Here is a 22,826-nt window from a genome sequence, read left to right on the forward strand (position 1 = left end):
ACAACGGGTTGAAACCCGTTGAAAAAGCAAACGAGGGATAGAGAGAACCGTAGGTTCGGCGCATATACATGGGTCGTTCCTATGGAACTATTGGCTTGTGATATTCCTGGTCAACGGGTTAAAACCCGTTGCTAATATATTGGCCGTCCGCTATGCGGACTGTGAAAAGGTTTGGTCATGGAGATCATCATCACTCATAAATTACTCCACAAAAAAGCCCCCAACTTACGTTGAGGGCTTCAATATTATTGTCCGCCTTTCCTGGCTTCCTGCATCGGGTTGGTGCCTGATGTGGCGCCGCGTGGCAGGCTTTGTTGTTTAAACAGTTCAAACCTTGATGGGGCGTATTCTCTTGGCCAGCTGTTGTTGGCTTCGTCAATATCTGCCGTTTGGCGGTATGGGTCAAGCTTAATGGATTTTACCTCTTTTGTTTTGGCAAATACCTTGCTCACCTTAAATTCGTTTTTACGCCAGATGTAAGCCGGGATATTATCTATCTCCGTGGTGCCATCGGCATAAGTCCACTCGATGATTATCGGGCTCACCAGGCCGCCTTTATTGCTGAAGGTGAGCTCGTAAAAATAGCTTTTGCTATCGTACAACTTCTTTTCGTCGGGAGTTAAAGCACTGTACATATCCTGGTAGCTTTTGGTGGTCATTGGCGTTGCCGCGAAACGATCCCATTTGCTGTAAAAATCCTGCAATGAAGTATCAGCCTCTACCGCGAAACGGGTTCCTGCTGCTTTATTGCGGGTGGTGCTGATGTTCTCCAGGTTACGATCAAACTGAGCACGGTCAACACTGCCTTCAACAGCCGGATTTTTGGTATTTAAACGGTAGTATTTTACGCTATCCAATGATACGTCCACCGGCTCGGTTCCGAAGAACCATCCGCGCCAGAACCAGTCCAGGTCAACCGCCGAGGCATCTTCCATGGTGCGGAACAAGTCCTCTGGCGTTGGGTGTTTAAAGGCCCAGCGTTTGGCGTAAGTCTTAAAAGCATAATCAAACAACTCGCGACCCATTACGGTTTCGCGCAATACATTTAACGCGGTGGCCGGTTTGGCATAAGCGTTAGGACCAAACATGATAATGTTTTCTGAGTTGGTCATGATAGGCTCCAGCTGATTTTTCGGCATTTTCATGTAATCCACAATCTTGTAAGCCGGTCCGCGCGATGAAGGAAATTTAGGATCCCACTCCTGCTCGGTCAAGTACTGTACAAACGTGTTCAGGCCTTCGTCCATCCAGGTCCACTGGCGCTCGTCAGAGTTAACAATCATCGGGAAAAAGTTGTGACCAACCTCGTGGATAATTACACCAATCATCCCGTTCTTGGTGGCTTCGCTATAAGTACCATCTTTTTCGGCCCTGCCATAGTTAAAGCAGATCATCGGGTACTCCATGCCGTTTGCAGCCTCTACCGAAATAGCAACCGGGTAAGGATAAGGGATGGTATGTTTTGAATATGTACGTATAGTATGCGCAACAACCTTACTTGAATATTTACGGTAAAGCGGGTAAGCTTCGGGACCGTAGTACGACATCGCCATTACCTTTCTACCACCCTCAATTTGGGTGCTCATGGCATCCCATACTATCCGGCGTGATGATACCCATGCAAAATCGCGCACGTTTTCGGCATGGAAAGCCCATGTTTTACGGGCGGTTGCATGGCCTTTCATGGTGTTTTTTACTTCATCTAAATTTACCACTTCCACCGGCGAGGTTGCAGATTGCGCCGCGTTCCAGCGTTTAAACTGGGCTGCAGTTAAGGTTTGCGCGTAGTTGGAACATTGACCGGTACCACCTACCACATGATCGGCAGGTACGTTAATGTTCACCTTAAAATCGCCAAAGTTTAAAGCAAACTCGCCGCTGCCCATAAACTGTTTGTTTTGCCATCCCTGGAAATCGCTGTAAACAGCCATCCTTGGGTACCATTGCGTCATGGTATACAGGTAATTATTATCCTCTGGGAAATATTCATACCCACCACGACCACCGATGGTCATCCTGTCGGATATATTGTACCACCAGTTAACTTTAAACTTAAATTTTGCGCCCGGCGCCAGGGTTGCAGGCAGCTCAATGCGCATCATGGTTTCGTTGATGGTATAGGTAAGCGTACCACCGTTTGCATCTTTTACACTTTCAATATGGTTACCCAAATCAAGGTTATGGCCCATTACGCCCTGTAACTGGCGCAGACTCATTTTGCCCTGCATTTTGCTCTCGCTGGTGGTAGTGCCTTCAGCATCTTTTTTATGTTGATTTTCATCAAGCTGCAACCACAGGTAAGTTAGTGCATCGGGCGAGTTGTTGGTATAAGTGATGGTTTCTGATCCATCCAAACGCTGTTTGTCATCGTTAAGGGTAGCGTTGATCTCATAATCGGCTTTTTGCTGCCAATAATGCGGACCAGGGGCACCTGATGCCGACCGATAGCCGTTAGGCGTGTTAAGCATAGTACCCAATTGCTCAAAACGGTTACCGTGGTTTGAGCCGGGGTTGTTGTCATGTTGCGCCCAGGAAGCCGAGGCTAATAAGAGGCAGGAAAATAAAGCCGGGTAAAATTTATTCATCTGTATTTAATTAGAAAAAAACGTTCAACGCACATTATAAAAGCAATTCCAAATATAGCCGACGACAGGAACATCGTCCAGTCGCGCTGTGGTGTTTTGGCAAATTTGATTAACAAATAAGAGATAAGTAACGCAGATATTACAATTAAAACCTGCCCAAACTCCAACCCAAGGTTAAAAGCGAACAGCTGCGCGGTGATATTACTGCTGCTGCCCAGCAAACTTTTAAGATAGTTAGAGAAGCCCATACCGTGGATGAGCCCGAAAAAAAGTGCCAGGGAGTAGTTAAGCCGCATGGTATTTGCCGTGCGCTTTTTATTGAGCACATTAACTAAGCTGGTGAAAACTATGGTAACAGGAATTAAAAATTCAATAAGCGAAGTATTGATATGAATTACATTTAACACGCTTAAAGCCAGCGTGATAGAGTGCCCGATAGTGAAGGCGGTAACTAGTACCAGTACCTTGCGCCAGTCGGCCAGGAGGTAGGTACCGCAAAGCACGGTTACAAATAAAATATGGTCGTACCCCTCCCAGTTACAGATGTGTTGCCATCCTAACTGGAAGTATAATGAAAAGTCAGTCATTGAGTTAATTCGCAATTGCCAATAAAAATAACGTTTTTTGCTGAAAATAAAACACCCGGGCGATACCATGTTGCAGTTGATCATCATAAGCTGGCTTAGCTTTTTCCACCCATTTTTTGTAAGTGTTACCGAAATTAACCACAACGCCAAAAACCAAAGCGTTGAAGTAAGCTGTCGCATTTTTTATGACGACCTGGAACGCACCCTCGAAAAACAATACAAAAGCCCGATTGATATTGTGCACCCCAAGGACAAAACCAAAATGAACCAGCAGCTTAATGATTACATTAAAAAGCACCTGGCCATTAAAACCGATGGCAAAGCACTCAATTTAAGCTATGTTGGCTACGAGATACAGGAAGATGCCGCCTGGATTTATTTTGAAGTAAAAGGCATCAGCAAGGTAAAAAAAGTGGAAATCCATGATGATATTCTTTTTGCCGAACACCCCGAACAAATCAATATGCTCCACGTAACCGTAGGCGGCCAGCGCAAAAGCACCAAGCTTGATAACCCGGAGAGTGATGCGGGATTTGAATTTTAATTCAGATGTGCAGATTTTAGATTACAGATATGCAGATGATGGTTGGATTGATTTAGTATGATAAAACCTGTTTGTCATGCTGAACGCAGTGAAGCATCTATTTGCAAACTGTACAGAGCGAAGAGGCATGGCTGAGAGTAGATCCTTCGCTATCGCTCAAGGATGACAAAAAGGGATAATATTCACCTCAGTCGTATCATAAACACCCAAGCCCACCTATCCTACTTTATCCTCTTCAAGTCATGTTTTCCTTCATCGGCATACAAAACCAGCTTAGCCTTGCCTGTTGTATCGGGTAAAAATTCAAGTTCGTATGGAAGATCTCTCAGGAAAAATCTTGTTTCCGATTGTGCGTAAAGTTCCCGCTTTGTTTCTCCGGTGGCCCTTAGATACAGATGTCCGTCTTCCGTAAATATGGTTAAAACACGTTGTGGAGTCAATTCAAATTCGCCGGTATAGGTTTGCAACCGATCGGTAGGCAGTGCTATTACTTTTTTAACGTTGATCTTAAAAATGCCTTTAAAATCATAAACTTTCGCCACGCTATTTGTCACTTCTGCAAGCAGCTGATCATTGTCGCCATTAACCATTACTATTACACCATTACCGCCTTCCACGCTGGCTGTGTAATTGCTATGGAATCCTGCATCTACTCCCGGATGACTAAAATATGTTATACCATCCTGTTTATTAATAAACACGCCAAGGCCGGGAAAGCCTCCAATATAAGGGGTGAGCATTAATTTTGCCGTGGCCTGTTTTAGTACCTTTGTTGATTTACCCGCATAAGCAAGCTGTATTTCTATAACGTATTTTGCCAGATCGGTAGGGTTTGTCCATAAGCCGGCGGCCGCTTGTTCGGGATAGACATGAAATTTGCCAGGCACGGGGTTGCCGGCCATATTATAAGCATTGGCAAGCAACGCCGGATTTACATCCACAGGCGGCTGGGCAAAGGTGCTGCTTTTCATGCCCAGTGGCATAAGCACTTCGTTCTTCATATATTCGGCATAGTTGCGATGTGTTATATCCATCACCATCAGTTGCGAAATAATAGTCCCCCCGCCCGAATATTGAAACCGGAGCCCCGGTTCGAACATCGAATGTACACGCGGGGAATTGGCGGGCTTCTCGCCATTAAGTACCTGTACTATAGTTGGCAGCGGTTTTCCTGGCAGATACCCCCCAAAGCCCTGTAAATTTAAGCCGGCACTATGGCTCAACAGGTTGGCCATGGTTATCCTTTTGCCCTTTGATAAACTATCGTACGGAAATTTCCAATCGGTTAAATAAGCGTTGATATCAGCATACAGATCCAGCTTTTTATCCTGCACCAGTTTAAGTATCCCCACTGCGTTTAATGATTTGCTGATAGATCCAGCCTGGAAAAGCGTTTGCGTAGTTACCGGAGTTTTGGAGCTATCGTTAGCGAAGCCGTATCCCTTAGCCCAAACTACACGGTAATTTTGAATAACCGCGATGCTTAAACCCGGCACTTTATAGTAAGCCATCCGTTCCCGGATAGTCCAGAGTGCTTCGCCTTCTATTTGTGTGGTTCCAAACAACCCGTTCTCTACCTGTGTTATTTTTTCTTTGGTACTGTTTTGAGCAGAAACGTTTAATTGCGCTAATAATAACAAGGGTAAAGCAAATAATCTGGAAGTTTTCATATAGTAAATAAGGTTTTATTTTAGTTAGACCTACAAACAAGATCGCTGTTTTAGATTCAAATTTAGAATTAAATTCCGAAATAAAAATTAAAACAAAATTAAATTTTATAAAAAATCAAAAAACAGCGCAACACACAGGAAAAGTTTTGATTTGTTAATTGCCCTTGCATATGGGGTATTGAAAAAAGTTCCTTATGATCGGAGGGAAACTTTCATTGCAGATTATCTTACATTAAAACCAAAGTCGTGCCGAATTTATTTTGGCATCCCACAGGACGGGTAGACATTATGCTGTACATCTTTTATATCGTAGACTTTGCATATGGGGTGTATGCGGAGATTAACCGGCTCATTCTCTTCATAATCGCATACCCATTTTTAGCATAGCTCTTGTATGTTGGTTTTTAGCCATGGCGGACCTGTGCTTCACAATATACCCTTCAATAAATAACATGTCCCCTACTCTGCAGGCAGCCACACCAGACTTACTCTCTAAGGTAGTGCAAGTACATCCATTAAATTGAATCTTTTTTGATTTTATAAAAATTGTAACTTGCAGAACTCATATCGAAAACCTTATCAAATTGAAAAAGTTAGCATTCCTTGTGGTCTTTGCCGTTTTATTCATTTACTGGAAGAATGGTGCAGTATATATAAAATCATTTAAGCAAAAAACAACTCAACAGTTTACGGGTACCTTAACAAGCGAAGACCGGAAAAACTATATTGTAACAATTTCCCAGGAAGAAATTGGAAAACCGGTAAGTGCAAGTACTGATCCCAGTTTTCCATCAAACATGGTTTATCTCTCATGCCGCCTAAAGGTGAGTAATAATTCAAATGATACGTTAAAATATTTAAACAAATCATGTGCGTGGTACGATATATTAAAAACAGACGACGTAAAACTCCGTATTTGGAAAAATTCCTGCAGTAGTGATGTTACAAAAGTGGAGTTTATTGCTCCGCACCGTTACACATGGTTTAGTATTACAATGGTATACAATAAAAATAAAGTTGCTGCAAACACTCCATTTAAACTTGGTATAGGAATTTTCAAATTTGTAAATAAACAGCAGCTTTTAACCTTTGATGCCTCAAAAAAATTCACTGAAACCGATACCAATAATCTAATCTGGTCAAATACTGTTGTTATACCCCGATAGATTTTGAGCGATGGCTGACATGCGCTAATTGATATATTTCATTACCAAAATCACAAGTGACCTAACCCACAGGCGCCACACAACACTTGCGCTAATGAGAGAGCGCTAATGGGGGAGAAACCAATTGAAGATACTAAAGCAAAGTACCCACCTACAATCTTAACTTATATCCAACCCCGAATATATATTAAGTTGGCTCACCATACTGTCACGGTCAGTTATTTCGTAAGGGATTGTAATAACTCCACGGCCAGACCACCATCTGTTAAATGATGATACTGTTTTATCATATACTTTGATAACGCCATTATCTTTCTCTTTGTAGGCAGAAACATCCCAGTCAATTTTTTTGTATTGTGTCATTGGTGTTTTTATTTCTATCCCTTTATCGTCAACAATGATTGCCATCTGCTCAAGGGCTTTGATATTTTTTTTAAACCCCCAAAATAAAGATGCCGCTATCATTGCCGTTACTATAGAGGATGCCATCAGGTTTGAACGAAGAGTGGTTCGGCTGTCAAAAATATGCGGTAGGGCTACAATCAATAAAACAATAGCATAAATCTTAATCTGTCGCCATAAAAGTTTTTTAACATAAGCATTCACCCTGGTTTTATCAATTGCAAAAGTTTGAGGCATATTTGTAATATTATAAGACGGTAAATATAGGATTATGAGTAAATCTTACTATTATTTTTTATCGATCGACGAATTAGTTGACGCTATCCATTCTATTTTCGATTTTAACCGTTGAATGTTCTTACAAATCATTGGCAGGTAGTATAGTTATCAGTTTTCTTTTCAATGCTAAGGAGGGTTACGCCATAATAATTACGCCCCCTCACTCCGCCTTCAAATTCCTCACCGGATTCGCAATCGCAGCCTTAACGGATTGAAAACTAATGGTAACCAGCGCAATAAACATAGCAGCCAGGCCCGAGGAGATAAAGATCCATGCGGGGATATTGATGCGGTAGGCAAAGTTTTGCAGCCAGTTGTGCATGAGCCACCAGGATGCCGGCGACGTAATGAGCAGGGCAATGAGGATGAGTTTGATAAAATCTTTAGATAACAGCAGGCTTATATTAATCACCGATGCGCCTAAGATCTTGCGTACGCTGATCTCCTTTTTGCGCTGGGCAATGTTATAAGCCGACAGCCCCAATAACCCAAGGCATGAGATCACGATAGCGACAATGGCGAAGCAGATAAACAGCTTGCCAAAGCGTTCCTGGGCTATATATTGCTGGTTGTAGGCATCATCGGCAAAAAAATACACCAATGGAACATCCGGGAGTATTTTTCGCCAGGTGGATTCCAGTTTATTGACGGTCGACCTTACATCAGTCGATGTGATATCAACAGTAATATTGGTTAAATGGCTGGAATCAACCCTTACCGTTAAGGGTTGAACGGTTTCTAAAAAAGAGTGGTTATGAAAATCCCTGATCACACCTACAATCTCGCCCGTGTGGTTGAGCTGCTTAAAGTGTTTGCCAATAGCATCTTCGGGCCTTTTAAAGCCCAGGCTTTTTAGCATGGCCTGGTTAATGAGCATGGCCTTCATGGAATCGAGCGCTGTGTTTTTTTGAAAATTACGCCCAGCAATAAGATCTATATGGTACTGCTTCAGAAACACATCGTCGATAAAATAAACGTCGGGGCGTTGCTGTTGCTTTTCGCCCTTGCTATTCTCAATCATGGTATTAAACTGATTGTTTGTTGTACCCGGGATTGACGACGACAAGCTAACCATACCAACGCCCGGAATAGTCATCAACTGCTGTTTTATCCTATCGGTATGCTGATTAATACTATTGCTGAATTGATAGTCGACCACCAGTTTATGATCTTTTTGAAAACCAAGCTGCTGGTTTTGCATAAAGTTGAGCTGCATGTGCACGATGGTAGTGGCCAGGATCAAAAATATGGAAATTGAAAACTGCGCCACCACCAACGACCGCCGTAATATAAGCCCCGTACCCGATGAACCTGTTTTGCCTTTAAGGCTGCTGATTGGTTTAAAGCCGGATAAAAACAAGGCCGGATACGCACCGGATAAAATACCTACCACAACAGCCAGCGCTAAAAGCCACAAAATATGCTGCACATTATGGAAAATACCATCGGCCACTATGGTACCTGCCAGTTGGTTAAACAAAGGCAGCAACAGCGTTGCAAACAGCAAGGCTATGATGAAAGCCACCAGGCAAAGTACCACGGCATCCATAAAAAATTGCAGCATCAGCTGATATTTTGATGCGCCAAGTACTTTACGCACGCCTATTTCCTTGGCCCTTTGCAGCGAGAACGCGGTGGTGAGGTTAATGAAATTAAAACAGGCAATAAACAATACCAATACCGCTATGATAGATATGATATAAACATTGGTAATGCTGCCGCTGGCCGACGCGCCGGTACGGTGGCCGCGTGGTTTGCCATATAAATAAACTTTTTTTAATGGCTCAATAGACAATTTATATTTAAAGTCGGTTTGATTTATATTATCATTTATCAAAGCGGGAAACTTGGCCTGCAGGGCTGCCGCAGACGCGCCGGGCTTTAATAAAAGATAGGTGTAGAAGCCAAAGCGGGTCCAGTGGCCCTCCCAATCCTGATCAATCAAAGTAGCTACCGAGAAAATAACATCAACCCGCAGGTGCGAATTATAAGGGATATCCTTCATAATACCAGTTACCCTGCATTTTGCTTTACCGTTGATCAGCATGGCTTGCCCCATTGGGTCGGCATTGCCAAAGTATTTTTTTGCCGCGGTTTCGGATAGTACCACGTCGCAAGGTGCGTTAAACAAGTGCTTGATATCGCCCCGCAGCAGCGGCCATGAAAATATTTTAAAGGCTGATGAATCGGCGTAGGCTACCTCCTCCTTTATGGCATTGTTGGGGTTGCTCTGCAAAATCATATCGTCCATAAAAACCCTGGCCATATCTTTTACTTCGGGGAAAACCGCCTTTATTTCAGGCCCCATAGGGGTTGATGTGCTTTCGTACTTGATGTCTGTTGATGTTTTTATGTCGGTTACCAGGCGGTAAATATTGTCGGCTTTTTGATTATAGGTATCGTGGTTTAATTCAAAATGAACATACAGGAGTGCAAAAAAGCAAACACAGATCCCTGTAGCCAGGCCAATGATATTGATCAAAGAAAAGATCTTGTTCTTCCACAGGTATCTTAACGTAGTTTTAAAGTAGTTTTTGATCATGGTTGATGTGTTTAGGTCGGGATGTTTATTAGTAAGCCCTAAAATAGGGTTACAGATTGATATTTTGAAGTTTATAATGAACTTTCAATCTTCAACTATCTTCATTGCTGTAGGTCACGAAGCAATCTCCCGAACTATTTACGGCTATTTGGGTAACGGTAATGTTTAGTTGTAATCGACAACATTGGCCCGCTCAGTTGCCGCGGGAGGGCCAAGTCCTTTTTGTCTTGAAACAAAAAGGACCAAAAAATTCAAGTCAGCAGAAATGCTTCTTTGCGCTCGGGGCCTTTGCGCTGCAAAACGAACAAAACCTGGGCTGGAATTATTTTGCCCCGGCGCGCTTAGTCCCACGCACGTGCAAAAACTTCCTATGCCCTGCTGCCGCACAATCCCGCACCGTTTTGTCCGTTTTCGCCCGAAGCTGTTCTGCTGACGTTTTGGGGAAAATGAGGGCTTGGGGTGTTAGCTGAAAGTTGACAAAACTCTGAAGTGGAAATGACGTAAACTAACCAAGGTTACGACTCACCCGACATCTCTGCGCTCGTCACCCTCTCTTCAGCTTCGCTGGAAAGAGGGGATTTGATAGGTTACCTATGGAAAAACAAACAAACAAACAAATCCTCCCCCTCTTTCCACCGCAGGTGAAGAGAGGGGCAGACAAGCGCAGCGACGTCGGGGTGAGTCGTAGCCGGCATACAGAGCCGTGCGTCCGGTCTAAACAAAATCGTCACAAGCACGAAGCAACTCTATACTATGCAGTTATTCGAACAGCAATTGGAGCACCGATCTGTGAAGACACAGATCGCGGGGTTAGGTTTGTCTTGATTTTGACTCTTGACTCTTGATTCTTGTCTCTTGATTCTTAACTCCTGATTCTTGCCTCTTAATTCTTATTCCTTGACGTTATTCAATATTTTTTGTAACATCGCATAGTATCTCTGCATCTAAATAAAAAAGTTAAAACACAAAAGTCAGCCGGCGCAAACAATGACCAATAAAACTGCCATGCCGGCAAATCATCAAAAAATATCATGAAAAAAATATTTATAGCGCTTACAGGTTTGGTATTGCTGGTTTCTGCATGTAACCAAAACTCGCCACAGCAAAACAATGTAACTATTGAAAACAACACCACTGCCGGTTTTGATGTAAATAAGCTAGCGCAGTTTGTAAAAACCAGTACCGACCCGCAAACACTGGAGAAAGCAATTAACAACCCCGCCAACCAGATCAACAACCTCGACCTGGATAAAGACGGTAATATTGATTACCTGAAAGTGCAGGAAGCCGACAACAACAAGCTTAATGTAATTGACGATGTGAGCAACTCGCAGGCGGTAACTGTGGCAAGCATAAATGTGCAACCTACCGGCAATAATAACTCGGCAAACCTTGATATACAGGGCAATCCAAGCTATGCAGGGTATAATAACTATTACCACTCTTCATTTGGCTTAACCGACTTTTTAATATTGAGTTACTTTTTACGTCCGCATAGCTATTATGTGCCGATGTATCATTACGGGTATTATCCATCATACTATACCCGCACCCGTACTTATACCACTTTCAGGCCAACTACTTCGTCGCACATGTCGTCAAGAACAAGCAGCAGCAGGAGCAGTTTAAGTCAGCCGGTAAGGTCGCAAAGGTCATTCGGCACACGCAGCAATTCGGGTACGGTAAGAAGCGGCGGTTTTGGGAGCAGGAGTTCTGGCAGTAGCTTTGGTAGCGGCAGAAGTTCAGGCAGCAGGTCGGGCTTTGGCCGTAGTCGTGGTGGCTTTGGTCGCAGGCGATAAGATATCAACGCGAAATTTTCATAAATTTTAAAAGTCACGGATTTTCTGAAATTCGTTCTAAACAATAGTTATGGCTATTCAATTAAGAAAAAACACAGTTTTATCAAACGATAATAGAAAAACATTTAAGGCAATCGTTATTTTAAACGAAATGATAAATGGCAGCCACCAGTTTAGCAACAGTGCTTCTGGTGATGATGCTGTACTGCAGCCCTTATTTGCCGATCTGGTTGCTAATGGTTATATCATTAGCTCAGGTTCAAACTACAAAGTTAGCTCAAAGGGCCGCGGAGTGTTTGATACCTTTATGAAACGTTATACCGAATATTTGAAGGTTTATGACGTTTTTTCCTTTGTAGATCTTGAAAAGGGTGAGTTTGCTTTCGACAGTTATTTCGATTTTGATACCGATGATGCCTGGTTTGATTTTACCAACGACGATCGATTTGACGACCTGCGCATTGCCGTGGCCATGTTTAAAAAAGCCGATCCGGCAGAAATTGTTTTTATGTCGTTCATCAACGAAAACAGGTTTGATACTACCGTAGCCGGCTGGCAAAATGCCCTTGTTGCTGATGACGCCTGGAACGAGATAGAAGAAATCTGTATCACCGCCATAAAACCCGACGATATTGGCAAAGATGCCATGGTAGATATGATAAACCAGGGATCGGAGCTGATGATCAGGCTGATGGAGGAAGAACAAAACCAAAACAATAATTCAAATAACGGCGGCGGAGGCACTACCACTACTACAACCGTTGTCGAAGAAGAAACGATAGAATACTACCAGCCCTATTACGACCCCTATTACATATCGCCAATATGGTTGGTGCCTTTGTTTATCTGGTAATTGTCGGTTCAGGGATTAGTTGCTAACCGCGGCGATTTGATCACGGAGTGTACCTATCTTTTAAATTCTATCAATAATTCAAACCGATTGTCCTTTCCGACGAGCCAGCTGGGAGTTGAGCGCCGGGGTGGGGAGAAATCTTCTACACCTTGTTCTAAACTATGTATAGCTGACTACCTGTTGCATAAGATTTGTAGCTGAAGAGATGGTTTCTCTTCAGCCCCCCCCTGCAAATAGCCGCCCGGCTTTTGATCCGCACGTTGCATAACAAATATGCAAATTCAACATCCTTCTTAATTACTGATTCCATTATCCCCACTCCCCTTCTTTATCAACCCAATGTCATCTCTGCGCTACAAATTGACATATCGGGAAAAGTCGATATATCTTTGTGCCATGAATCAGTTAGAGATTTTTAAAGCACTATCAAACAAAACCCGGCTGCAGATTTTACAGTGGCTTAAGGAACCTGAAAAGAATTTCCCAAAACAGGAATCTGGTTTCGGGAACGGGGTTTGCGTGGGTCTAATTCAACAAAAGGCCGGGCTTACCCAATCTACCGTTTCGGAATATCTTTCGCTCATGCAGCGTACCGGACTGGTTACCGCTACCCGTGTTGGCCAGTGGACCTATTACAAGCGTAATGAAGAAGCATTTGCCGCGCTGAGTAAACTGATTGAGTCTGAACTATAAAACAAACAATAAACATATACCATGAGCATTAATAACACCTTGTTCAGGCCGTTTAGCCTGAAATCATTAAATATCAAAAACCGTATCGTGATGGCGCCCATGACCCGTTCATTTTCGCCAAACGGAGTGCCTACTGCCGATGTTGCCGCTTATTACCGCAAGCGTGCTGAAGGCGAAGTTGGTTTAATTTTGTCTGAGGGCACCGTTATCGATCGTGTATCATCATCAAACGATGCCAACATTCCGCATTTTTATGGCGATCAGGCTTTGGCCGGCTGGCAAAATGTAATTAACGATGTACATACAGCCGGTGGTGCTATGGGGCCGCAGATCTGGCATATGGGTATTATGGATAACCACCGTTCGGGCTGGGTTCCATCACAGCCTTTTGAAGGACCATCGGGCCTAAACCGGCCAGGGTTTAACAATGGTAATACCATGACCGATGCTGATATTGCCGATACCATTGCCGCGTTTGGCCGTGCTGCAGCCGACGCCAAAAGGTTAGGTTTTGATTGCGTGGAGATACATGGCGCGCATGGTTACCTTATCGACCAGTTTTTTTGGGATGCCACCAACCAGCGTACAGATATTTATGGCGGTAAAACATTAGCAGAACGCAGCCGCTTTGCGATTGAAGTTATTAAAGAGGTAAGAAAACAGGTTGGTGACGATTTTGCGGTGATTATCCGTTTATCGCAATGGAAACCTGCGGACTATGATAACGTGCTGGCTAAAACACCGCAGGAACTGGAAAGCTGGTTAAACCCAATGGCCGATGCAGGAGTGGATATTTTTCATTGCTCGCAACGCCGTTTCTGGGAAACCCAATACGAGGGCTCAGATCTGAACTTTGCCGGCTGGGCAAAAAAGGTAACCGGTAAGGCTACTATCACAGTTGGTTCGGTTGGGTTGGACGGTGAGTTTTTGGCCGCCTTTGCAGGTGCCAGCTCAAACCCAAGCTCATTAGATGAATTATTGCGCCGTATGGACCGTGGCGATTTTGACCTGGTAGCAGTTGGTCGCCCCTTATTGGCCGATCCTCATTGGACACAAAAAATCCGCGAAGAACGTACAGATGAATTGAAAGGCTTTAGTAAAGAGGCTTTGATGGAGTTGGTGTAATATATATTAAAAGCTTTGTCATTGCGGAACATCTCAGGGGATAATGAAGGGGAAATGACGTTTTGAAAAGTTTGTCATCCTGAGGAACGAAGGATCTATTCGCAGACTGTGCAGGGCGAAGAAGCATGGTGGAGAATAGATCCTTCGTTCCTCAGGATGACAAAAGTTTTTTTTTGCTAACACGTCATGGGAACGAGGCAATGCTTTTTTTAATACATCCTACCCCTTATACTTCCCAAACATCTCCTCAATAGCCTTTTCCCTAAACGCAAAAATTTTGTTCACCTCTTTACCTACAAAAACCTTGTTGGTGATGGTACCTATAAAGCCATAGGGTATGGCGTAGTGTAATATATCATTCATTTGCACACCACCTTTTATCTCTTTAAAATGATGCTGGTGATGCCATAACGCGTAAGGACCAAAGCGTTGTTCATCTACAAAGTATTGCTTATCAGCAACGTGGGTAATCTCTGTCATCCAGTTCATTTTGATACCCAGCAGAGGCGATATTTTGTAGGTAATGATCATGCCGGGGTACATTTTTGTATCCGCAGTATAATCAGATGTTACCACAAAGCTCATTTCGGGCGGAGTGATCTTAGCCAAATTAAGTGGCGATGAAAAAAAATCCCAGGCCTCCTCCAGGGAAATAGGGATTTTTTGTTCGGTTTTTAAAACGTATGTTTTCACAAGCCAATATCAATTAATACAATATTGTTGTAAATATACATTTTTATCTTGTAATTGTACCAATTGGTAAATCACGTCTTGACCACTCACTCCAGGAGCCAACATATAATTTGGGGCCGGTAATGCCGGCGTACTCCATACCCAAAAGGGTGTGGCATGCCGTAACGCCCGATCCACAGTGAACAATGATATCCTCATGGGCTACATCGCCAATGGTTTCATCATAAATTTTACGCAGCGCCTCGGCCGGCAGGTATTTACCGTCAACATCCAGGTTGGTAATATAAGGCAGGTTATAGGCACCGGGGATATGCCCGGCTATCAAATCAAGCGGCTCGGTTTGTCCTAAGTATCTTGGGGTTTCCCGCACATCTATCACAATCCTCTCCGGGTTATGCGCAGCTGTACCTACTTCCTCAATTACAACAGTGCCTGTATAACCGGCAGGTACCGGGTAAGGCGCAACCGGGTTTGGCGTGTACTCTTCGGTGCTTAACTCAATACCCGCATCTGTAGCAGCCTGCAATCCGCCGTTTAATACCTGTACATTTTGATGCCCAATGGCTTTCAGCATCCACCAGAAACGGGCACCTCCAAAGGCAGCAGCTTTATCATCATAAACAATCACATGGCTATCGGGGCTTATTCCCAATTTACCCAGGAAGGCTGCAAAATCATTAATATTGGGTAGTGGATGCCTGCCCCCTATTGCGGCATTGGTAACAGGGGCTGCCAAATCCCTGTCCAGATCAACATAGGCAGCATTTTTGAGGTGACCGGCAAGGTAGCGGTCATGGGTATCTTTACCGGCGCGGGCGTCGATAAGTATGGTATTCGGGCCGGCCATAGCCGGATCGTTAATTTCAATTAGTGGCGACATAGTTATTTCGATCTGTAGTAAAGATCAAATATAAATACACCGCTTTTACTTTTGCGCTTTTTACTGCACTATTTTATTGGCGCAGTATGAGCTGGCAAAAGCCTCCGGTTTAGCCTTAAATACAAAACCCATGCTTAAAATGTAGCCCATGGCCTCGTGCAGCGCCTGGTTTGATTTAAACATTGGGTTGGTATTAATGTCGGCGTGTACTTCCAGTTCCACATCGTACAGGTCAAGCAAATCGCAAAGCTTGTAGGCAATGTCAATTGATTTTTGCACCTCGCTAAGCATACGCTCCTTGATGCTCATTTTTTGTGATGTACGCTCCTGGTGAATAAACATAAATGCACCACGCTGCTCCCGTACAAAAACAATAACTGTAGCAAAATCAGTTACGGTGCCTTTAACCTGCGAATCGGTTCCGATACATACTTTAAGTTTGTTGCCGAGGTTGGCTTCGCGTTCAATCGCCCTTTCTACCTCTTCCATAATGGGCGATTGGATTACCTCACCGCTGAATTTTCTCCAGGTCATAAAAATTGATTTTAGTTAATTTTAGCTGACCCATTTTATAGGTCTATAAAAATAAGCGATAAGGTTTCATATAAACGTAAACTACATATGATTTATTTGTTAACATTTAGCTGAATATCAACAAGATCGCGTTTTTTCATGACAATTTGAAGATTGAGCGGAATTTTTCCGATGTGCAGATGGAGGACTAATATGCAGATTACAGGTGTGCAGATGAAGGATGATTGTGTAGAAATATCTGAGTTGCTCTGTAATTGAACAAATGCAGTTCAGTTAAAAAATGCGGAAGAGTTGTTTTTGAGGACACAAACAACGGGGGTGGAAGAAATGTCAATGAGAATATAAGTGCTCGGAAGATATAAAAAAGGTGAGGCAATGTGCGATTCCTTCCTCGGGGAAGGGAAGGTAGGGGTTAAATCAGGCGTTCAAATACAGGTGCAGATGGTATGTCGGTGAAACCCCTCCCTGCCATTGCGCGCATTCCGGCCGCACCCCTCCCGTTGGGAGGGAATTAAAAAACAGTTAACAAGGTTTAATTCAACGCTGCCCTGATAGCGTTTTCGGCTTCCAGCACCAGGTCTTCCATGGGGCGGCCGGCAGGTTCAATTGGTGAAAGTACCTCCCAGATCATCGGCGTAAAAGTATTGAGCGGATACTGTCCGTATTGGATCATTTTCCAGGAATCTTTTATGGCGATAGGTACCAGCAGAGCCTCAGGGCATTTTTTAAGTATGGTAGCTATGCCGCCAACCTGGAAGGTTTTTACTGTACCATCTGTTGAACGGGTGCCCTCGGGGAATATCACCGCCGACCATTTATTCTCTTTCATTCGCTGAGCAAGCTTTACAATTTCGCTGATTGATTGCCTGCCATCTTTACGATCGATATTGGCACCGCCACCATGTTTCAGGTTAAAGGAGATAGACGGAATGCCTTTAGTAAGCTCAATTTTTGAAATAAATTTAGCGTGATATTTACGCAGATACCAGATGAGCGGAGGTATATCGAGCAGCCCCTGGTGATTGGCCAGGAAAATAATAGGTCGCCCAACCGGCAGGTTTTGTTTGTTGATGAAGGTAACCGTGTTACCTAACACGTATACCGAGCGTAAAAGGAATAGGTTTAAAATATCCACCGACCTTTTATGTGCCGAATAACCGAAAAAACGAAGGCACACCCACTGGATAGGTTGAAATATTATAAGTATCAATAAAAACACTCCTGTTGCTATCGGAGTAAGGAAATAGCCTAAAAATTTTTTCATTCGACTGGCAAATTTAGGTTTATTTTGTAGAAACCGATGGTCTATATCCGGTTTTCTATAATCAGCAATTGCACTTTTAACACTGCGGCAACCGTCATCGCATCAGTGATTTCACCATCGCAAACCATTTGGTATACGCTGGCAAACGGTAGTTTTTTAACTATCAGCTGTTCGGTATCTTCCGGCTCGGCTTCAAACTGGGCCAGGTCGCGGGCTACATATATAATGCTCAGCTCATCACTTACCGAGTTACTGAGATGCAGACGTTGAATCTCGGTCCACCGGTTGGCTTTCAGGCCTGTTTCTTCCAGCAGTTCGCGCTTTGCAGCATCCAGCGGATCGGTATGATCAAGGCCACCGCCTTCTGGCATTTCCCAACTATATTGGTTCAGCGCAAAACGATACTGCCCTACCAGGTAGGTATTTAGCTCATCATCAAGCGGTAAAACACCTATGGCCAGGTTTTTATAGTGCACCTTGCCGTAAATGCCGGGATTGCCGGATGGGTTTATTACCTGGTACTCGGTTAAATTTATCCAGGGGTTGTCATATATTACTTTTTCGGAGGTTATTTTCCAGGGGTTATTTTCGGGATGCAACATGGGGTTAAAATAGTAATATTTGCACAAAGGATGAAGGATAAAAAACGGGGAAATGGCCTAAAATTTTATACTCAAATAAACCGATTGATTTTAAACAAGTAACCGCGGTTTAGAAAAAACTGCCGTAAAGTGAATATAAAATATAGCGATGAGCTTTAAACCTTGAGTGTTCGAAAGGTTAAAAGGAGCAGGAGGATGTGCGATTCCTTCCTCGGGGAAGGAGGAGGTAGGGGTTTGACCAGCCATTCACTGCCGCATTTCTCGTCGCTTTTAGAAACCCCTCCCTGCTTTTGCGCGCATTCCCAACCGCACCCCTCCCGTTGGGAGGGAATAAAAAAGCTTTCGAACACTTCTGGCTTTAAATCCATCGCTATATTTTTACAAGTTCCAAAGAGATCAAGCCAATACTACTTTACATAAACAAAAGAAACGCTTTTACTCACCACCAGGCCGCTCATGTTTTGGCCTACATAAGTGATGGTATATTTGCCCGGTTTATCAATAGCGAACCCTTTCAACACATCAACCATCGATAAAATGCTGCCTTTCTGATCAACTTTTATATAACTACTTGCCGGTGGCGGCATTATTCTTTTGGCCATTGCGCCCCTGTAATCAACCTCGTTCCCATTCCCGTCTTTAACTTCCAGGTATTTGCTCATCAAAGGCTCAAAAGGGGTATGCCATTTACAAAAATGCTGCGCACTATCGGCATGGTTAAAAACCGTAAATTTCAACAATACCGAATCGCCAACTTTAATGGTATCCCTGATCTGCATTTCGGCAACGAGGCCTTTTTCTACAGATTTATCAGCATTTTGTTGTGTTGCGGAATCTGGCTTATGACTGGTGTTTTTGGTTGTATTAACGCTGCAGGCAGAAATCATCATCATTGCTGCAGATAATATTAACATATAGTTTTTCATTCTGCAAAAGTATCCCTTTTATCAGCTTGAAACCGTCTTTGACCTGTAAAATAGAATTAAAATTTGTGTTAAATTAACCCCTGTAAATACACCAGTCTATCTGCGTTATAAAACAGGTAAATTAATTTAGCACGATTTTTTTTGGATTATAAAACGCTTTTATAATTTTACACTCTACCATTTAAACTACTTATGATTACCAGAAGACATTTCATTAAAATTAACAGCGTGGCGACTGCCGGTTTAGGCCTTAGCGCTGTGCCTGTACCCGCCTGGCTTGGCAATACTGCACCTGTATTTGAAAGCCGCCGCCCAAAACTTGCCGACCGCAAATTCACCAGCAAAGCGGTTGAAAGTATCATACAAAAAGTTAAAGCCGACATCAAAGATCCTGAAGTAGCCTGGCTTTTTGAAAACTGCTATCCAAACACGCTGGATACCACCGTTAATTACTCCGAAAAAGACGGCAAACCTGACACATTTGTAATCACAGGCGATATTTTTGCCATGTGGATGCGCGATTCATCGGCACAGGTTTGGCCATACTTACCCCTTATAAAAACAGACCCCGAACTTAAAAAAGTTATACAAGGGGTATTGAGCCGACAAGCAAAATGTGTGTTGATAGACCCCTATGCCAATGCCTTTAACGAAGGCCCAACCGGCAGCGAATGGGATACCGACGTTACCGACATGAAGCCCGAGCTGCATGAACGCAAATGGGAAATTGACTCACTTTGTTATCCGGTTCGTTTAGCTTATAACTATTGGAAAATTAGCGGCGACAGCAGCTTTTTCGACGATAACTGGCAAAAAGCAGGCAAAACCATATTAGATACTTTTAAAGTACAGCAACGTAAAAACGGCAAAGGCCCTTACCATTTTCAGCGTAAAACCGAAACCGCCAGCGATACCGCGCCAAACCGTGGCTATGGCAACCCGGTAAAACCTGTTGGTTTAATCTGCTCTATCTTCCGCCCGTCGGATGATGCTACTATTTATCCTTTCCTTATCCCGTCAAATTATTTTGCCGTTACCAGCTTAAGGCAAATGGCCGAAATGTTTAGTGTGATAGGTAAAGATGCCAAAACAGCGGCCGAATGCAAAGCCCTTGCCGCCGAGGTGGAAGCCGCTATTAAAAAATACGCGGTAGTTAATCACCCTGTATACGGCAAAATTTTAGCTTTTGAGGTTGATGGTTATGGTAATCAATTATTGATGGATGATAGCAATGTTCCCAGCCTGCTGGCCCTGCCCTACCTTGACTCATTGCCCGTTACCGACCCATTATACCAAAACACCCGCCGCTTTGTACTTAGTTTAGATAACCCATACTTTTTTAAAGGCAAGGTTGCCGAAGGCATTGGCGGCCCGCACGTAGGGATAGATTTTATATGGCCAATGGCAATTACCATGCGCGCCTTAACATCAACCAATAAGCTCGAAATAACCCGCTGTTTGCACATGTTAAAAAACACCCATGCAGGTACGGGCTTTATGCACGAAGGTTTCCATAAAGATAATGCCAGCAATTTTACCCGTAAATGGTTTGCCTGGGCAAATACCTTATTTGGCGAACTCATCATTAAGGTGCATGCGCATCACCCGGATATTTTGCAGAAGATGTTATAATGACTGTTTTAAAACAGCGGCCTACCTAACATGGCATTATAAAACAACAAGGACACAATTACAAAATACAGGCCGGCAAAAACAATTGCCGGCTTTGCTTTTTTAGTTTTGATGAGTACAACAAAAAGCGGTACAATTTGCAGCGCATGCAACCCCATAAAATGTACTATCCGCAAATCGCCGGCACTGCGGCTCCAGTTAAGAAGCGGCAAACCGGGGCCGCCATCAGCAGCGCCAACCGTATGTGCCAATTGTGAGGCCATTACGCCACCCTCAAGGGCAAATACACCTGCCATGATAATACCGAGCCTAATTGCCCATAATAAAGCCGGGCTTATTTGCACCGCGCTTACTTTAAAAAACATATACCCCATATAAAGGGCAAACAGCGTTTGCAAAACAATAACTACCCCCATTAAACTAAACAAAATGGCGTTGTAAAGGCTGGATGTGTTGTAGTGCGATAGCTGCCCCCTGGCAGCCTGGCTGGCAATGGCCAGCATTTCAAACGTCAAAGCAAATACGCTGAAGTTTACAAAGCGTTTTTTGATCTGCTCAAATGGCAGGTACTGCAACAGCAAAGGCCACGTTAAACAATAAATGGCTATGGAGATAGCAAACTTGATAGGTTTTATCCATAGGTTGATGCCCATAAGTTGCCGATGATCAAACTGCGCTACGATAACCATCAGTATAAACAAGGCCAGGTGCCCCAACCCGCAATAGTAAAAGACCGGGCTTTTGATTTTAATAAGGGTGAATAACGTTTTCATTTACTTGTTTTTACTTTTTGTATAATTTGATAAAGCAGGAAACCGCATGGGCCAAACATAAATGTAAGTGCCAGGCATGGCACCAACAGCCAATGCGAAATTGATTTTGCCTGCGCCGATTTGAGGATAGAGAACCCTATCAGCAAATCAAAAGCCAGGTAATGTACCCAACCGGCAAGCAACAGGTTATCATTATTAAAAAGCACATGTACCTGCTGCAGCGAGTTAAAGCCACCACCCGGCGTATTAAAAAAGCCCATAATGTAAATGCAATAGATAACAGATAATAGCAAGGGAACAACTGTATGATCAATTAGCCACGTTGTAACCTTCCATTTGGGGAGTACGATGAGCAGCAGCCATTGCAAAGCTGCAATTGCCCCTGCCGCCGAAAATACCTGATCTGGATTCATATTATTTTTAATTTAAGTTGATGTGTAAAGCATAAATAAATGCACACTACAAAACTGGGACTAATGGCTTAGCTTAAAAATGACATGGGGTTAAAAAGAGCAATAAATTTATTAACCTAAGTTAATTCTTAGAATTAGATAGCTTAGCCCTGATCCGACTTAGGCTTTGAGGCTGAATGCCCAGGTACGAGGCAATCATGTGCTGAGGCAGCCGCTCAAAAATGCGGGGTTGGGTATTTAGCAATTCCCGATAGCGGTTTTCGGCCGATTGCATTTTTAAATTGCGATTGTTTCTTGCCGTATCGATAAATAATCTTTCGGCTATGATGCGGCCAAATCTTTCAAAACGCTGGCTATGATTGTAAAGTGCCTGCATGTCGGCATAACTCAGTATAAAAAGCTCAGTATCTTCAATGGCTTCAATAAAATCGGGTGATGGGGCTTGCAATAAAAAGCTTTCATAATCACCAATCCATTCGCCTTCAAAAGCAAAACCTATGGTATGATCGCCTTTTTCGTCCCGCGAAAAATAGCGCAAACAACCTTTTTGCACAATGACCATGCCTTTGCAAGTCTGGCCTTCCTTTAAGTAAAAGCCATACTTTTTTAAGGCTACCACCTTAAGCTTTTGCATAAACATAAAAAGCTCTTCGTCGGTAAAGTCAACGAGTTTACGTAAGGATTGGGTAATAACTTCGTACATATTAAAGTTGCTGTAAAGGGCAATCTGCCTTAAAAGCATTGTATCAAATATACATTGAATATTCATAATGAGGTGCAAAGCGGGCTGGTAACGCGAATCAAAAGATCAATTAGAGGCTCTTAAAAAATATACCAACAGATGGTCAGGAAATTTTTGTTTCG

The 22,826-nt window shown here is 43.3% G+C and carries 21 protein-coding genes; 7 read left to right on the forward strand and 14 right to left on the reverse strand.

The window, feature by feature from the left end; genetic code table 11:
• Positions 1–245 precede the first annotated feature (245 nt).
• The gene (locus Q0R88_RS15755; RefSeq protein WP_295717778.1) at positions 246–2,585 is read right to left on the reverse strand and encodes a M1 family metallopeptidase; all 2,340 of its coding nucleotides are present in this window, start codon (positions 2,583–2,585) and stop codon (positions 246–248) included.
• On the reverse strand, positions 2,582–3,172 hold the full coding sequence (locus tag Q0R88_RS15760; RefSeq protein WP_295717780.1) for a HupE/UreJ family protein: 591 nt from the start codon (positions 3,170–3,172) through the stop codon (positions 2,582–2,584). The genes Q0R88_RS15755 and Q0R88_RS15760 overlap by 4 nt, the downstream gene beginning before the upstream one ends.
• Before the next feature lie 37 nt (positions 3,173–3,209).
• Between Q0R88_RS15760 and Q0R88_RS15765 the strand changes: the two genes are divergently transcribed.
• Entirely contained in the window at positions 3,210–3,716 is a 507-nt protein-coding gene (locus Q0R88_RS15765) for a DUF6702 family protein (protein WP_295717782.1), read from the forward strand.
• A 221-nt stretch (positions 3,717–3,937) separates the two neighbouring features.
• On the opposite strand, the gene Q0R88_RS15770 is transcribed toward Q0R88_RS15765, so the two are convergent.
• Positions 3,938–5,386 carry a serine hydrolase gene (locus Q0R88_RS15770; protein ID WP_295717784.1) on the reverse strand — a complete coding sequence of 483 codons (1,449 nt, stop codon included), beginning with the start codon at positions 5,384–5,386 and terminating at the stop codon, positions 3,938–3,940.
• A gap of 584 nt (positions 5,387–5,970) precedes the next feature.
• On the opposite strand from Q0R88_RS15770, the gene Q0R88_RS15775 reads away from it, so the two are divergent.
• The gene (locus Q0R88_RS15775) at positions 5,971–6,552 is read left to right on the forward strand and encodes a hypothetical protein (protein ID WP_295717785.1); all 582 of its coding nucleotides are present in this window, start codon (positions 5,971–5,973) and stop codon (positions 6,550–6,552) included.
• 159 nt (positions 6,553–6,711) lie between these two features.
• Here Q0R88_RS15775 and Q0R88_RS15780 read toward each other — a convergent pair whose 3' ends face one another.
• Positions 6,712–7,191 (reverse strand): hypothetical protein, encoded by a 480-nt coding sequence (locus Q0R88_RS15780; protein WP_295717787.1) that lies wholly within the window; start codon positions 7,189–7,191, stop codon positions 6,712–6,714.
• Positions 7,192–7,393: 202 nt separating this feature from the next.
• On the reverse strand, positions 7,394–9,775 hold the full coding sequence (locus tag Q0R88_RS15785) for an ABC transporter permease (protein WP_295717789.1): 2,382 nt from the start codon (positions 9,773–9,775) through the stop codon (positions 7,394–7,396).
• Positions 9,776–10,806: 1,031 nt separating this feature from the next.
• Between Q0R88_RS15785 and Q0R88_RS15790 the strand changes: the two genes are divergently transcribed.
• The 4 genes from Q0R88_RS15790 to Q0R88_RS15805 all read left to right on the forward strand — a co-directional run bounded on the left by Q0R88_RS15790 (position 10,807) and on the right by Q0R88_RS15805 (position 14,245).
• On the forward strand, positions 10,807–11,574 hold the full coding sequence (locus tag Q0R88_RS15790) for a hypothetical protein (protein WP_295717792.1): 768 nt from the start codon (positions 10,807–10,809) through the stop codon (positions 11,572–11,574).
• Positions 11,575–11,644: 70 nt separating this feature from the next.
• Positions 11,645–12,427: a hypothetical protein gene (locus tag Q0R88_RS15795; protein ID WP_295717794.1), complete on the forward strand. Its 783-nt coding sequence runs from the start codon at positions 11,645–11,647 to the stop codon at positions 12,425–12,427.
• A 396-nt stretch (positions 12,428–12,823) separates the two neighbouring features.
• Entirely contained in the window at positions 12,824–13,120 is a 297-nt protein-coding gene (locus Q0R88_RS15800; RefSeq protein ID WP_295717797.1) for a metalloregulator ArsR/SmtB family transcription factor, read from the forward strand.
• 21 nt (positions 13,121–13,141) lie between these two features.
• Positions 13,142–14,245 (forward strand): NADH:flavin oxidoreductase, encoded by a 1,104-nt coding sequence (locus tag Q0R88_RS15805; protein WP_295717800.1) that lies wholly within the window; start codon positions 13,142–13,144, stop codon positions 14,243–14,245.
• A 219-nt stretch (positions 14,246–14,464) separates the two neighbouring features.
• Here Q0R88_RS15805 and Q0R88_RS15810 read toward each other — a convergent pair whose 3' ends face one another.
• The 6 genes from Q0R88_RS15810 to Q0R88_RS15835 all read right to left on the reverse strand — a co-directional run bounded on the left by Q0R88_RS15810 (position 14,465) and on the right by Q0R88_RS15835 (position 19,144).
• A complete protein-coding gene (locus Q0R88_RS15810; protein ID WP_295717802.1) occupies positions 14,465–14,938 on the reverse strand; it encodes an SRPBCC family protein in 474 nt (157 codons plus the stop codon).
• A 43-nt stretch (positions 14,939–14,981) separates the two neighbouring features.
• Positions 14,982–15,818, reverse strand: coding sequence for a sulfurtransferase (locus tag Q0R88_RS15815; RefSeq protein WP_295717804.1), 837 nt, complete (start codon positions 15,816–15,818; stop codon positions 14,982–14,984).
• 60 nt (positions 15,819–15,878) lie between these two features.
• On the reverse strand, positions 15,879–16,352 hold the full coding sequence (locus Q0R88_RS15820; RefSeq protein ID WP_295717807.1) for a ribonuclease H-like YkuK family protein: 474 nt from the start codon (positions 16,350–16,352) through the stop codon (positions 15,879–15,881).
• A gap of 532 nt (positions 16,353–16,884) precedes the next feature.
• On the reverse strand, positions 16,885–17,616 hold the full coding sequence (locus Q0R88_RS15825; protein WP_295717810.1) for a lysophospholipid acyltransferase family protein: 732 nt from the start codon (positions 17,614–17,616) through the stop codon (positions 16,885–16,887).
• A gap of 41 nt (positions 17,617–17,657) precedes the next feature.
• Positions 17,658–18,218, reverse strand: a complete 561-nt coding sequence (locus Q0R88_RS15830) for an NUDIX hydrolase (RefSeq protein ID WP_295717811.1) — start codon at positions 18,216–18,218, stop codon at positions 17,658–17,660.
• Positions 18,219–18,625: 407 nt separating this feature from the next.
• Entirely contained in the window at positions 18,626–19,144 is a 519-nt protein-coding gene (locus Q0R88_RS15835; RefSeq protein WP_295717814.1) for a protease, read from the reverse strand.
• A 195-nt stretch (positions 19,145–19,339) separates the two neighbouring features.
• Between Q0R88_RS15835 and Q0R88_RS15840 the strand changes: the two genes are divergently transcribed.
• Complete coding sequence (locus Q0R88_RS15840; RefSeq protein WP_295717886.1) at positions 19,340–20,776, forward strand: glycoside hydrolase family 125 protein; 1,437 nt, start codon at positions 19,340–19,342, stop codon at positions 20,774–20,776.
• A gap of 8 nt (positions 20,777–20,784) precedes the next feature.
• On the opposite strand, the gene Q0R88_RS15845 is transcribed toward Q0R88_RS15840, so the two are convergent.
• The 3 genes from Q0R88_RS15845 to Q0R88_RS15855 all read right to left on the reverse strand — a co-directional run bounded on the left by Q0R88_RS15845 (position 20,785) and on the right by Q0R88_RS15855 (position 22,731).
• Positions 20,785–21,549, reverse strand: a complete 765-nt coding sequence (locus Q0R88_RS15845; protein WP_295717816.1) for a hypothetical protein — start codon at positions 21,547–21,549, stop codon at positions 20,785–20,787.
• Positions 21,546–21,962 carry an ABA4-like family protein gene (locus Q0R88_RS15850; protein WP_295717818.1) on the reverse strand — a complete coding sequence of 139 codons (417 nt, stop codon included), beginning with the start codon at positions 21,960–21,962 and terminating at the stop codon, positions 21,546–21,548. Before Q0R88_RS15850 ends, Q0R88_RS15845 begins: the two co-directional genes overlap by 4 nt.
• Before the next feature lie 121 nt (positions 21,963–22,083).
• The gene (locus Q0R88_RS15855) at positions 22,084–22,731 is read right to left on the reverse strand and encodes a Crp/Fnr family transcriptional regulator (protein WP_295717821.1); all 648 of its coding nucleotides are present in this window, start codon (positions 22,729–22,731) and stop codon (positions 22,084–22,086) included.
• Between the last annotated feature and the right edge of the window lie 95 nt (positions 22,732–22,826).

It is taken from the genome of Mucilaginibacter sp. (genome assembly GCF_025362475.1).
In the GTDB taxonomy this organism is placed as follows: Bacteria; Bacteroidota; Bacteroidia; order Sphingobacteriales; family Sphingobacteriaceae; genus Mucilaginibacter.

Coding starts and splice junctions, on each gene's coding strand:
- Q0R88_RS15755 (WP_295717778.1), bottom strand. CDS start 2,585: ATGAATAAATTTTACCCGGCTTTATTTTCCTGCCTCTTATTAGCCTCG.
- Q0R88_RS15760 (WP_295717780.1), bottom strand. CDS start 3,172: ATGACTGACTTTTCATTATACTTCCAGTTAGGATGGCAACACATCTGT.
- Q0R88_RS15770 (WP_295717784.1), bottom strand. CDS start 5,386: ATGAAAACTTCCAGATTATTTGCTTTACCCTTGTTATTATTAGCGCAA.
- Q0R88_RS15780 (WP_295717787.1), bottom strand. CDS start 7,191: ATGCCTCAAACTTTTGCAATTGATAAAACCAGGGTGAATGCTTATGTT.
- Q0R88_RS15785 (WP_295717789.1), bottom strand. CDS start 9,775: ATGATCAAAAACTACTTTAAAACTACGTTAAGATACCTGTGGAAGAAC.
- Q0R88_RS15790 (WP_295717792.1), top strand. CDS start 10,807: ATGAAAAAAATATTTATAGCGCTTACAGGTTTGGTATTGCTGGTTTCT.
- Q0R88_RS15795 (WP_295717794.1), top strand. CDS start 11,645: ATGGCTATTCAATTAAGAAAAAACACAGTTTTATCAAACGATAATAGA.
- Q0R88_RS15800 (WP_295717797.1), top strand. CDS start 12,824: ATGAATCAGTTAGAGATTTTTAAAGCACTATCAAACAAAACCCGGCTG.
- Q0R88_RS15805 (WP_295717800.1), top strand. CDS start 13,142: ATGAGCATTAATAACACCTTGTTCAGGCCGTTTAGCCTGAAATCATTA.
- Q0R88_RS15815 (WP_295717804.1), bottom strand. CDS start 15,818: ATGTCGCCACTAATTGAAATTAACGATCCGGCTATGGCCGGCCCGAAT.
- Q0R88_RS15820 (WP_295717807.1), bottom strand. CDS start 16,352: ATGACCTGGAGAAAATTCAGCGGTGAGGTAATCCAATCGCCCATTATG.
- Q0R88_RS15825 (WP_295717810.1), bottom strand. CDS start 17,616: ATGAAAAAATTTTTAGGCTATTTCCTTACTCCGATAGCAACAGGAGTG.
- Q0R88_RS15830 (WP_295717811.1), bottom strand. CDS start 18,218: ATGTTGCATCCCGAAAATAACCCCTGGAAAATAACCTCCGAAAAAGTA.
- Q0R88_RS15835 (WP_295717814.1), bottom strand. CDS start 19,144: ATGAAAAACTATATGTTAATATTATCTGCAGCAATGATGATGATTTCT.
- Q0R88_RS15845 (WP_295717816.1), bottom strand. CDS start 21,549: ATGAAAACGTTATTCACCCTTATTAAAATCAAAAGCCCGGTCTTTTAC.
- Q0R88_RS15850 (WP_295717818.1), bottom strand. CDS start 21,962: ATGAATCCAGATCAGGTATTTTCGGCGGCAGGGGCAATTGCAGCTTTG.
- Q0R88_RS15855 (WP_295717821.1), bottom strand. CDS start 22,731: ATGAATATTCAATGTATATTTGATACAATGCTTTTAAGGCAGATTGCC.